The sequence below is a fragment of the Corynebacterium callunae DSM 20147 genome (assembly GCF_000344785.1).
Taxonomy (GTDB): domain Bacteria; phylum Actinomycetota; class Actinomycetes; order Mycobacteriales; family Mycobacteriaceae; genus Corynebacterium; species Corynebacterium callunae.
In genome coordinates this window covers 675,658-688,001 of the sequence record NC_020506.1, presented here as the reverse complement: position 1 = coordinate 688,001, position 12,344 = coordinate 675,658, and the positions used below count along the sequence as shown (strand labels likewise).

Here is a 12,344-nt window from a genome sequence, read left to right as displayed (position 1 = left end):
AAATTGCGGACAACATGGGAAACCCTCATATACGTAGGCTCGCAGAGATAACTTAAAAGTCGGGCTTTTTCACGTTGACAAGATAGACAATAAAGCACCATCCATGATCGCGGAGACTTAACAAACCCAGTAGTAATTAAGGACACAAGGAACATAAACCAATATGCTGGGTTACGTAACAAAAGTATTGACCCCCTTATGGAAGGCAGCGACCTCACATGGCAGCACCGTTTGACCCATTCCCCGCGTTTCAGGAATATGCACACCCTGAGAGGATCGTCTCCGCATCCTGGCTTTCCGCACGGTTGGGATCCCCCGGCCTAAAAGTTGTGGAATCCAATGAAGATTCCCTGCTCTACGATATTGGCCACCTTCCCGGCGCAGTCCGCATCGACTGGAAAAAGGATCTTAATGATCCCATCACCCGTGACTTCATCGATGGCAAAGCATTTGCTGAATTGATGGACCGCAAGGGCATTGCACGTGATGACACCGTGGTGGTTTATGGCGATAAATCCAACTGGTGGGCTGCCTTCACCCTCTGGGTTTTTGAACTTTTTGGCCACACCGATGTGCGCCTGCTCAACGGTGGCCGCGATGCATGGATGTCCGAAGAGCGCGACACCTCCTACGTTGTTCCCGAGTACCCTGCCACCGGTTACCCCGTAGTTGAGCGCATCGATGAAGGCCAGCGTGCCTTTGTCGCTGAGGTTTTGGAATCCCTCAACAAGCCTGCTGGCATGAAGCTTATCGACGTGCGCACAGCCACCGAATTCGCTGGCCTTGATGCGCAGGGCAACCCTGCGGGTGGCGACGGTGTGCTGCGTGGCGGTCACATTCCTGGTGCACAGCACCTCGATTGGTCTGACACTGTGCTGCCCAATGGCAATTTCCGCACCCGTGCAGAGCTGGACGCTTTGTATTCGTCCCTCAACCGCACCGATGACACCGTGGTTTATTGCCGCGTTGGTGACCGTGCAGCTCATACCTGGTTTGTACTCAAGTACCTCTTGGGCTTTGAAAATGTCCGCAACTATGACGGCTCTTGGGCTGAGTGGGGCAATATGGTTCGTATGCCAATTGAGGTGGGCACTGCGGAAGCAGCAGAATCCTAAAAATTTCACTTTTTAAGTGTGCTGGGAAATTTCCAGCACACTTTTAAGTTTCTATACCACTAGTGTTTACCTGCGAAAACTTAAACACTTCCAAAAAAATATGAGGAAATACTCATGTGTGGTTAAGTTCTTCGCCGGTGAGTGTGCAAGAATATTCGGTATTGGAAGGGCAAGTACTTCGCATGCCCAGCTGTGCCATCAATTTTATCCAGGAGGGTTTTAGTGTCCGTCGAGACTAGGAAGATCACCAAGGTTCTTGTCGCGAACCGCGGTGAGATCGCAATCCGTGTGTTCCGTGCTGCTCGCGATGAGGGAATCGCCTCCGTCGCTGTTTACGCCGAGCCAGATGCAGACGCACCATTTGTTGCGTACGCAGATGAAGCATTCGCACTTGGAGGCAACACTTCTGCCGAGTCCTACCTTGTCATCGACAAGATTATCGACGCTGCCCGCAAGTCCGGCGCCGACGCTATCCACCCTGGTTATGGCTTCCTCGCTGAAAATGCAGATTTTGCAGAAGCAGTTATCAACGAAGGCCTGATCTGGATCGGACCTTCACCAGAGGCAATTCGCTCCTTGGGCGACAAGGTCACTGCTCGCCACATCGCTAACAACGCCAACGCCCCAATGGCTCCTGGTACCAAAGAGCCAGTTAAGGATGCCAGCGAAGTTGTGGCATTCGCCGAGGAATTTGGTCTGCCAATCGCTATCAAGGCTGCCTTCGGTGGCGGCGGACGTGGCATGAAGGTTGCCTACAAGATGGAAGAGGTTGCAGAGCTTTTTGAATCCGCAACCCGTGAAGCAACCGCAGCCTTCGGCCGTGGAGAGTGCTTTGTGGAGCGTTACCTGGATAAGGCACGCCACGTAGAGTGCCAGGTTATCGCCGATAAGCACGGCAACGTTGTTGTTGCTGGTACCCGTGACTGCTCCCTGCAGCGCCGTTTCCAGAAGCTTGTTGAAGAAGCTCCAGCCCCATTCCTCACCGATGAGCAGCGCGAGCGTCTACACTCTTCCGCTAAGGCTATTTGTAAAGAAGCTGGCTACTACGGTGCTGGCACCGTTGAGTACCTAGTTGGTTCCGATGGACTTATCTCCTTCCTTGAGGTCAACACCCGTCTACAGGTGGAACACCCAGTTACTGAAGAGACCACCGGCCTAGACCTAGTCCGCGAGATGTTCCACATCGCTGAGGGCGCAGAACTTTCCATCAAGGAAGACCCAACCCCACGCGGCCACGCTTTTGAATTCCGTATTAACGGCGAGGATGCTGGCTCCAACTTCATGCCAGCTCCTGGCAAGATCACCGGCTACCGTGAGCCATCAGGCCCTGGTATCCGCATGGATTCCGGCGTTGTTGAAGGATCTGAAATCTCTGGTCAGTTCGACTCCATGTTGGCTAAGCTCATCGTTTGGGGCGCTACCCGTGAGCAGGCTCTTGAGCGCTCCCGCCGTGCGCTGGCTGAGTATGTTGTTGAGGGCATGCCCACCGTTATTCCTTTCCACCAGCACATTGTTTCCAACCCTGCATTTGTGGGCGATGACAATGGCTTTGAGATCTACACCAAGTGGATCGAAGAGGTATGGGATAACCCAATCGCTCCATATACCGATGCAGCTGATCTGGAAGATGAAGATAAGGTCCCAGCTCAGAAGGTTGTTGTGGAGATCGATGGTCGCCGTGTAGAGATCGCCCTCCCAGGTGACCTTGCCCTCGGTGGCGGTGCCAACGGCCCTAAGAAGAAGTCCAAGAAGCGTCGTTCCGGTGGCGCCAAGGCTGGCGTATCCGGCGATGCAGTGGCAGCTCCAATGCAGGGCACTGTCATCAAGGTCAACGTTGAAGAAGGCGCTGAAGTTAATGAGGGCGATATCGTTGTTGTCCTTGAAGCTATGAAGATGGAAAACCCTGTCAAGGCTCACAAGTCCGGTACTGTTACCGGCTTGGCAGTAGCTGCTGGCGAAGGTGTTAATAAGGGTGCTGTTCTCCTCGAGATCAAGTAATTCTTTTTAAAAAGGCGGTGCGCAATTTCGATTGCGCACCGCCTTTTTTGGTTAAGCTGCCACCTATGGAACCCATGGATTTAAATGGCGGCAGATTCTATGCCCGCAATTTGCTTGCCGATGACCGCATCAACGATATCCCCGCACTCAGCGCAGCCTTGGACACTGAGGTTGATGCGGAGTTTGTAGCAGAGGCCAAGCGCAAATGGGAAGCCGATGAGGAATACACCTGGGCGGTGTGCGAGCAGACCAATGTGGAGATGTTGGTGTTTGCTCGCCTCAATCCCACCAGCGGCACACTAGAGCTCTTCCCCACTGCCGATCTCACCACGGTCTTGCCCAATGATCCCATTTTGGAGCCAGTGACCATCGGCGATGCTCAGCGGGTAGGCAAAGACACCATCTCCCGCTGGGCACAGGGCTTTTTAGGGATGGATATTAAGCCCGCCTGAAAAGGCGCGGCAGATTGCGCGCGGGGGCGCGTCGTTAAGCATTACTGGAAACTATTTTCATCAAGGAGCTTTTATGGCGCCCCTCACCCCTGTTACCGTGTTATCCGGATTTTTAGGATCCAGTAAAACCACCCTGCTCAATCAGCTTTTGGAACACCGCGGAGGGAAGAAAATCGCGGTAATTGTCAATGATTTCTCCGAGATCAATATTGACGCAGCCCTCATCGCTGCCGAAGGACACCTCACCCGTGGCGAGGATCGTTTTGGGGAATTGACCAATGGTTGCATCTGCTGCACCCTGCGCGAAGACCTGGTGGAATCGGTCGGCTCGCTGGCTCGTAGTGAAAAATTTGACCACATTGTCATTGAATCAACCGGTATTTCTGAGCCCATGCCCGTGGCCGCCACCTTTGAATGGCAATGGGAGGATGGCACCCGTCTGGCCGATCACGCTCCGCTGGACACCATGGTCACCTTGGTTGACTGCACCCAGTTTTTGGATCAAATCCGGCGCAACACCCAGCTGAGTTCCGCCGGAATGGCAGCTGCCGAGGAAGATGAGCGCACCATTGCTGATCTCCTCACCGACCAGGTGGAATTTGCCGATCGCATTTATCTGACAAAGGCCGATCTGGTGTCTCAGCAACGCCTCGATCAAACTCGCGCGCTGGTGCACACTCTAAATCCCCGCGCCTTGATCTCTCCCCTGGTAGATGGCTTAAGTGAGGGCCGCCCGGTGGTTGAGGAGATCTTGGGCGCGCAGCTTTATGATGAAGCCACCGCACGCACCTATGAGGGTTATGCCGAGGAATTGGCCAATCCACACACCCCGGAGACGGAGGAATATGGCATTAGTTCGCTGGTTTTCCGCAGCGATCGCCCCTTTGATAAGCAGCGTTTGCTCGAAGCTTTGCGCTCTACCGTGGGTTTGGTGCGTTCCAAGGGTTATTGCTGGTTGTCCGATAATCTTGACATCGTCCAGGTGTGGCACCAGGCTGGTCCCAATTTAAGCATCCGCCCCGCCGCCTATTGGGCATCTAGTGAGCTCACACCGGGCACCGAGCTGGTGCTCATTGGCATCGCGCTCGATGCCCCTGCGCTGCGAGCCAAGCTGGAGGCCGCCACGCTGAGTGATACGGAATTAACCCGGCTGCTTAGTTAAAAGTCGCTGCAGCCAAATTTTGCCGCGCCAACACTGCGCGCGGAGCTCGGCATTTTCGGGTGCGGTGTGCAGCAATTCAGAGAGCTTTTCGACGCCTTCCAGGGGCTGGTCCAGCATCACAAAGGCATCTGCTGCTTTGAGTGCCTGGGAAATATCCTGTGGTTGAGCTGCTGATAAGGCAATGGGATCGCTCTCCCGGCTGGATTCCTGGACCCGCTGCAGCACCGACACCGCAGCCTGCGCTCTCAGTAGCGTCGGGTTCTGTGGCTGTTCCTGCAGTAGTTCCTTATAAAGATCTAGCGCCTGCGCAAAGTCACCGGCATTAACTGCCTCTGCAGCCTGCCATAACCTGTGATCTTGGTTTTGGGCCATTGGTTGTTCCGCTTGCCCAGCTGGTGTGGCATCAGCTGCTAATCCCGGTAAGTTTGTGCCATGATTGCTCAGCACATCCTCCAGCCAGTCCGCGAGCTCAATGCCTGGCAAACCTGGCTCAAAATTGGAGACGCTCGTTCCACCCACCACGGCATAAACCACCGGCAATTGGCGAGGCCTAAATTGCGAGGCCACATCAGCAGCTCGATCGGGATCCACCAAAGCCAGCGACCAACTTAAACCCGCGTGGCTAGCAAGCTGAGAAAGCTCTTGTTTAAGGGGCGAAAAAGTAGCTTGCAAAGAATTTCCAATGAGCACAATCACCGGAATCTTATGAGATAGCTCAATCACATCTTTTTTGAGATTTGCTGCGCTGATCTGGGTAATTTCCGCAGCTTGGTGGTCTTGGTTGAGCTCTGCCAAATCCGGGATTTTATGTTCTTGACTAGGCGGCAATTGGCCAGTGATGCGCAGGTCACGTTCAAGGTCGGGGGAACAAGAATCATGGGAATGGTCATGCATGGTTTCCGATCCTAGCCAAACTTATTTTCCTCGCGCCGGGCAGACAGCACAGCACCCCAGTGCAACGTTAGGCTGCGCTGGGGTGCTGGTTTAGCGGGGAGTTTAGGAAACTACAACGATGAGGTCGCCGCCCTCAACCTTGGTGGCTGCCGGAACAACCACGCGATCAATCACACCAGCTACTGGAGTAGTGATAGTTGCTTCCATCTTCATAGCTTCGATGATGGCCACTGGATCGCCAGCCTTGACCTCATCGCCAACATTGACGGTTACGGTGACAACACCAGCAAATGGTGCTGCTACATGGCCCTTGTTGGAGCTATCTGCCTTCTCTGCAGTTGCGGTGACAGACTCCACGGAACGGTCACGCACACGCATGGGGCGAATCTGGCCGTTAACGTTGGTGACCACATTACGCATGCCCTTATCATCAGGCTCTGAGATTGCATCAAGTCGAACCACCATTGGGGTGCGAACATGAGGCAAACGAATCAGGGTTTCCTGACCCTCAACCAATCCGTAGAAGAACTCGCGGTCATCTAGGGCTGAGGTATTGCCAAAGCGACGACGGTGCTCCAGGAATTCCTCGGTTGGCTTCGGGAAGAGCAAGCGGTTCAGGGTGCCACGGCGCTCTGCGGAATTTTCCGAATCAAGGTGCTGCTGCTCCTCGGCTGGAACTTCCTTCATTGGTGCCTTGCCTGCTGCGCGACCTTCCAAAGCACGGGTACGCAGTGGTTCTGGCCAGCCTCCTGGAGGGTTACCAAGTTCGCCGCGGAGGAAGGCAATCACAGAATCTGGGATGTCGTACTTCTGTGGATCTGCCGCAAAATCAGCTGGCTTCACGCCTGCACCAACCAGGTGCAGCGCAAGATCGCCGACCACCTTGGAAGATGGCGTGACCTTGGTTGGGCGGCCGAGCATCTCATTCACAGCTGCGTAGTTGTCTTCGATGAGCTCAAAACGATCAGCCAAACCAAGAGCAATTGCCTGGGCACGCAGGTTGGAAAGCTGACCACCTGGGATCTCGTGCCGGTACACACGGCCGGTTGGGCCTGGGGTACCGGACTCGAATGGCAGGTAGAGGCCGCGCACTGCTTCCCAATATGGCTCGAGGTCAGATACTGCCTCCAGGCTCAGACCGGTATCGTGACGGGTGTGTGCGAAGGCAGCCACAATCGCCGAGAGTGAAGGCTGGGAGGTGGTGCCGGAAAGTGGTGCGGATGCGCCATCAACAGCGTCAGCACCTGCGTTAGCTGCTGCTAGGTAGGTAGCCAGCTGGCCGCCTGCGGTGTCGTGAGTGTGCACGTGCACTGGCAGATCAAATTCCTTGCGCAGTGCGGTGACCAGCTTGGTTGCTGCAGCAGGGCGCAGCAGGCCAGCCATATCCTTAATTGCCAGGATATGAGCGCCACTCTTGACAATTTCCTCAGCCATCTTGAGGTAGTAGTCCAGGGTGTAAAGCTTTTCACCTGGGTTGGAGAGATCGCCGGAGTAGGCCATCGCAACCTCAGCCACTGCAGTGCCAGTTTCCAGGACTGCGTCAATTGCTGGACGCATCTGGGACACGTCGTTAAGCGCATCAAAGATGCGGAAGATGTCTACGCCGGACTTGGCGGCTTCCTGCACAAACGCGCGGCATACAGAATCTGGGTATGGGGTGTAACCGACGGTGTTTCGGCCACGCAGCAACATCTGAATGTTGACATTTGGCATAGCCTCGCGCAGCGCATCAAGGCGCGCCCAAGGATCCTCAAAGAGGAATCGCATGGCCACATCGTAAGTAGCACCGCCCCAGGCTTCCACCGACAACAGCTCAGGGGTGAGCTTTGCGACGGCCTCCGCCGCAGGGATCAAGGCATAAGAGCGGACACGGGTCGCCAGCAGGGACTGGTGTGCGTCGCGGAAGGTGGTATCGGTGACGGCCAGTGCATCCTGCTCGCGCAGGTCGCGGGCAAAAGCCTCAGGCCCCAGCTGCTTCAGGCGATCGCGGGAGCCGCGTGGCAGTGGCAGATCCTTGATCGGAGGCAGCTTATCGATAGGCCTAGCCACGTTCTTAGGCAGGCTGCCATGTGGCTTATTGACGGTAACATCAGCCAAGTAATCGAGGATACGGCCAGGCTCATCATCAGCAGGTGGAGCCTGCAGCAGGTGAGGGTGATCGGTAATAAAGCCGGTGGCGATGCGCTTAGAGGTGAAGTCCTCTTCACGCAGCAGGGCGCGGAGGAAGCCAATGTTGGTGGCCACACCGGAGACGGTGAACTCTGCCAGTGCACGCTGAGCGCGCGCAACTGCAGTTTCAAAGTCAGAACCACGGCAGGTCATCTTCACCAACATGGAGTCAAAGTGCGCGGTGATCTCGCCGCCGAGCTGAGCTGCACCATCAAGGCGCACACCCGCTCCGCCTGGAGAGCGATAAGCGGTGATGGTTCCGGTATCTGGGCGGAAACCATTGTTGGGATCTTCAGTGGTGATACGGCACTGCAGGGCCGCACCGTGGGTCTTGATCTTGTCCTGGGTTAGTCCCAGATCCTTCAAGGTTGCACCAGCGGCCAAGCGCATCTGTGCCTTCACCAAGTCAACTTCAGTTACTTCTTCAGTAACGGTGTGCTCCACCTGGATACGAGGGTTCATCTCAATAAAGACGTGATTGCCCTTTTCATCCACCAGGAATTCCACGGTGCCTGCACCCTGGTATCCAATGTGGCGACAGAACTTCACAGCATCGGCACAAATACGATCGCGCAGCTTAGGATCTAGGTGCTGAGCTGGGGCGATCTCTACAACCTTCTGGTGACGGCGCTGCAAGGAACAGTCACGCTCGTAGAGGTGGACGATATCACCAGTGTGGTCGCCGAGGATCTGAACCTCAATGTGCTGTGGATTTAAAACTGCGCGTTCAACATAAACTGAGCCATCACCAAAGGCAGCTTCTGCTTCGCGGGATGCTTCCTTAGCAAGTTGAGGAAGCTCTTCTGGAGTTGCCACAAAACGCATACCGCGTCCGCCGCCACCAGCTACCGCCTTCACAAAGATGGGGTAAGTCTGGCCTTCTGCGCTTTTAACAATCTCATCAATGTTCTTGCTGGGGGTTGATTCTGCAAGAACTGGCAGTCCGGCTTCTTTAGCTGCAGTAACTGCACGGGACTTATCACCGGTGAGGTCAAGTACCTCAGGGGTAGGTCCGATAAAGGTAATGCCGTTTTCGGCACATTCGCGAGCTAACTGAGCATTCTCGGAGAGGAAACCATAACCAGGGTAAATAGCATCTGCTTTTACTCGCTTGGCGGCATTAATAATCTCATCGATATCCAGGTAGGCCTTAACTGGAGATCCTTCGGTACCAATGCGCACTGCCTCATTGGCAAAAGAGCGGTGGAAGGAGCCACGGTCTTCGCGAGGATAAATAGCGACGGTGGCCGCTCCCGTTTCAAAGGCGGCGCGGAAGGCGCGAACTGCAATCTCTCCACGGTTAGCAACCAAGATCTTTTTGAATGCCGGCAGCGTGGAAGTGGTGTGAGTTGACACTATGTTTGTTCCTTTCAACAAGAGTCCGCCTAGGGTGATGGCAGTCACTCTGTCTAAACATCGTAACGCCGGGAACCATCAATCAAACATCGATTTCCGAATTCCCCACACAACTTCTTCGACTTAGTTTGCTGACCTGCGAAAGCTATAAATGGTCAAATGAAATTAACCCCCCATTCACTAGCCCCGCCCTTACTCTCAGGCCGATTCCTCGGGCTAATTTCGCCTTAGTTTTTAGCCAAGTTGAAAAATCAGGCGGTCACTACCTGCATACATAGAAAATTGCGAAAGTTTGCAAAGTTAACAAAAAGGGGGTGTGCATCTTCACATCATCAGACCTCTACCCTCCCCCTCGATTTTCTCCCCTACGTCCCAAAACCCACAACGGAAAAACCCGGGACCTCCAGCAAAATACTGGAAATCCCGGGTAAGGTGCGCTGCACTATTGAGGCTAATTAGCCCAAATCATCATGCTGCATCAGCTGACGAGCAGCCTCGGTAATCGAACCGGACAAGGAAGGATACACCGCAAAAGTAGCAGCCAAATCCGCCACCGTGAGCTGATTGGTCACAGCCACTGCAATCGGCAAAATAAGCTCAGACGCCGTTGGTGCCACAATCACACCACCGATGATCAAACCAGAGTTACGGCGACAGAAGAGCTTTACAAAGCCGTGGCGCAGGGAACGCATCTTGGCACGTGGGTTGGTAGCCAGTGGCAAAACAATCACACGCGCAGAAACCTCACCGGAATCAACCTGTGCGTGAGTGATACCCACAGCCGCAATCTCTGGGCGGGTAAACACTGCAGTCGCCACAGTCTTCAGGCGAATTGGGGATACACCCTCACCCAGTGCGTGATACATAGCCACACGGCCCTGCATTGCTGCCACAGATGCCAGTGGGAACAAGTCGGTACAGTCGCCGGCAGCGTAAACGCCAGAGATGTTGGTGCGGGAAACACGGTCCACCTTGATGTGACCGGAAGGAGTCAGCTCCACGCCGATGTTCTCCAAGCCCAAATCATGGGTATTGGGAATAGAACCGACAGTCATCAAAGCATGGGAGCCGTAGATTTCGCGGCCATCAGCAGTACGAACGCACACGCCACCATCTTCGGTGCGAGTAACAGAATCCACGCGAGCATGCTTCTCCAGAGAGACGCCACGCTCTGCAAGAACGGTTTCCAACACATCAGCAGCATCCGCATCATCGTGTGGAAGGATGCGGTCGCGGGAAGCCACCATGGTGACCTTCACGCCAAGCTCAGCAAAGGCAGAGACAAACTCCGCACCGGTTACGCCAGAACCGACAACAATCAAGTGGGTTGGGAGATCTTCAATGTCATAAACCTGACGCCAAGTGACAATGCGCTCGCCGTCTGGTTCTGCACCTTTAAGAATGCGAGGGGTCGCACCGGTAGCAACCAGCACAAGATCACACTCCACAGTTTCTTCACTGCCATCGGCATGGGTGACCTTGATGTAGTGAGTGGTCTGCTTGGTGTTGTAATCATCAAAACGACCAAAGCCGTCAATCAAACGCACACCGGCGCGCTGCAGCTGACCGCGAATATCCTCAGACTGAGCCTGAGCGAGAGCCTTCACACGGACATTAAGAGCATCGATCTCGAGATGAGCCTTACCCAATCCGCGGTTAAGGCCCATGTCATCTGCACGACGAAGGTCAGTCTTGATACCCGTACCGGCAATAAAAGACTTGGAAGGAACGCAGTCTAGGGTAACCGCTGATCCACCCGCTCCCTCATCTTCGATAACGGTGACCTCGGCGCCATATTTAGCGCCTACTAGAGCAGCTTCGTAGCCTGCTGGGCCACCGCCGATGATTACGATTCTCTTTGCCATTAAGGCACCTCCACACGTGTGAGCTGGGTGAATGCTGGTTGGATTTCACCTATGCGTGATCCAAGTCTAAATGAAACATGCTGATCCGTCCTGGGTGACGTCTCAGCTTTTTAGAGCCAGCCCTACACACTACCCCCATTAATGCTTTAAGAAAGCCTCAGATCTGCTGCTGTACTGCTGTACGAGTGATCCGAACAGTCTCACACCAACTCCGATGGCTCTTTCATCAACCACCAGATCACTTTGATGCAGGTCTTGTTTAGGCCCCTGACCGGACCAACAACCCAAACGGGCCATGGATCCAGGGACGTGTTCGAGGTACCAAGAGAAGTCTTCGCCACCCGAGGATTGGGGGGCTTGAACTACCGCTTGTTGGTCCACATCTCGAGCTGCACTAGCCAACAAGGCAGTGGCAACATCATCATTTAGCACCGGTGGAACACCAGGATTGTAGATCAATTCATGCTTCACACCAGTTGGTGCCAGAACCTGTTCTACCAGCTCAGCAACCAAAGGACGCATTTCTCGCCAGGTGCCAATATCAGCAGTACGCAAGGTTCCAGACACCACACCAGAATCTGGGATGGCATTGGGGGCATACCCCGCATTGATGGTTCCAAAGACCAAAACAGTTCCGGTTCGTGGATCCACGCGACGTGACAATAGGCCTGGCAAATCAACAACCAATTTACTCAAGGCATAAACCACATCGGCTGCTAGGTGCGGACGTGCGCTATGTCCCCCTTCGCCCTTAACTCTGATTTCAATCACATCTGAGGCAGAAGTGATCGCCCCGGCGCGAATTCCGACCTTGCCAACCTTCAATTTGGGCTCAACGTGAATGGCATAAATGGCATCCACCCCCTGTAGTGCTCCAAAGGAGATGAGGTCGGTGGCGCCACCGGTCATCACTTCTTCAGCTGGTTGGAAAATTACGCGGATTCCAATATCTAGTTGCACAGAGTTCAGGGCACATGCCAAGGCCAACGCAATGACAGTGTGAACGTCATGGCCGCAGGAGTGGGCTACTCCGGTGGTTTCAGAGGCGAAGTCCAAACCGGTACTTTCCACCAATGGAAGGGCATCCATATCAGCACGGAAAGCCAAGCGAGAATCACTTGCGGGCCCAATATCGACCATAAGTCCAGTGCCCGGGAAAAGATGAGGCTCTAGTCCATGAGATTTGAGTACGGACGCCAAAAATTCGGTAGTCCGATATTCCATATGGGAAAGCTCGGGGTGACTGTGAAGATGCCTTCTCCAGCCGATGACCTCGTCATGGTGGCGGTCCATCCATGAGGCAACCTGCGCACCAATATCCATCACGCGTAGT

General features: G+C 54.5%; 8 protein-coding genes. 4 read left to right on the top strand and 4 right to left on the bottom strand.

The features are described 5' to 3' along the window. The first annotated feature begins 218 nt into the window (after nt 1–218). From H924_RS03260 to H924_RS03245, 4 genes are all read left to right on the top strand, one after another. Nucleotides 219–1,115, top strand: coding sequence for a sulfurtransferase (locus H924_RS03260; RefSeq protein ID WP_015650532.1), 897 nt, complete (start codon nt 219–221; stop codon nt 1,113–1,115). A 222-nt stretch (nt 1,116–1,337) separates the two neighbouring features. Then, nucleotides 1,338–3,113 carry an acetyl/propionyl/methylcrotonyl-CoA carboxylase subunit alpha gene (locus tag H924_RS03255; RefSeq protein WP_015650531.1) on the top strand — a complete coding sequence of 592 codons (1,776 nt, stop codon included), beginning with the start codon at nt 1,338–1,340 and terminating at the stop codon, nt 3,111–3,113. A gap of 65 nt (nt 3,114–3,178) precedes the next feature. Beyond that, complete coding sequence (locus tag H924_RS03250; protein ID WP_029703494.1) at nt 3,179–3,565, top strand: hypothetical protein; 387 nt, start codon at nt 3,179–3,181, stop codon at nt 3,563–3,565. A gap of 73 nt (nt 3,566–3,638) precedes the next feature. Further along, nucleotides 3,639–4,727: a GTP-binding protein gene (locus H924_RS03245; RefSeq protein WP_015650529.1), complete on the top strand. Its 1,089-nt coding sequence runs from the start codon at nt 3,639–3,641 to the stop codon at nt 4,725–4,727. On the opposite strand, the gene H924_RS03240 is transcribed toward H924_RS03245, so the two are convergent. From H924_RS03240 to H924_RS03225, 4 genes are all read right to left on the bottom strand, one after another. After that, nucleotides 4,707–5,621: a YbbN family protein gene (locus tag H924_RS03240; RefSeq protein WP_015650528.1), complete on the bottom strand. Its 915-nt coding sequence runs from the start codon at nt 5,619–5,621 to the stop codon at nt 4,707–4,709. The genes H924_RS03245 and H924_RS03240 overlap by 21 nt on opposite strands. A 102-nt stretch (nt 5,622–5,723) precedes the next feature. After that, nucleotides 5,724–9,146, bottom strand: coding sequence for a pyruvate carboxylase (locus H924_RS03235; protein ID WP_015650527.1), 3,423 nt, complete (start codon nt 9,144–9,146; stop codon nt 5,724–5,726). 455 nt (nt 9,147–9,601) lie between these two features. After that, complete coding sequence (locus H924_RS03230) at nt 9,602–11,011, bottom strand: NAD(P)H-quinone dehydrogenase (RefSeq protein ID WP_015650526.1); 1,410 nt, start codon at nt 11,009–11,011, stop codon at nt 9,602–9,604. A gap of 138 nt (nt 11,012–11,149) precedes the next feature. Beyond that, nucleotides 11,150–12,334 (bottom strand): M20 family metallopeptidase, encoded by a 1,185-nt coding sequence (locus H924_RS03225; protein WP_015650525.1) that lies wholly within the window; start codon nt 12,332–12,334, stop codon nt 11,150–11,152. Nucleotides 12,335–12,344 lie beyond the last annotated feature (10 nt).

Bases quoted from the DNA above. Each gene is read 5' to 3' on its own strand.
- H924_RS03260 (WP_015650532.1), top strand. From the start codon at position 219: ATGGCAGCACCGTTTGACCCATTCCCCGCGTTTCAGGAATATGCACAC.
- H924_RS03250 (WP_029703494.1), top strand. From the start codon at position 3,179: ATGGAACCCATGGATTTAAATGGCGGCAGATTCTATGCCCGCAATTTG.
- H924_RS03245 (WP_015650529.1), top strand. From the start codon at position 3,639: ATGGCGCCCCTCACCCCTGTTACCGTGTTATCCGGATTTTTAGGATCC.
- H924_RS03240 (WP_015650528.1), bottom strand. From the start codon at position 5,621: ATGCATGACCATTCCCATGATTCTTGTTCCCCCGACCTTGAACGTGAC.
- H924_RS03230 (WP_015650526.1), bottom strand. From the start codon at position 11,011: ATGGCAAAGAGAATCGTAATCATCGGCGGTGGCCCAGCAGGCTACGAA.
- H924_RS03225 (WP_015650525.1), bottom strand. From the start codon at position 12,334: ATGGATATTGGTGCGCAGGTTGCCTCATGGATGGACCGCCACCATGAC.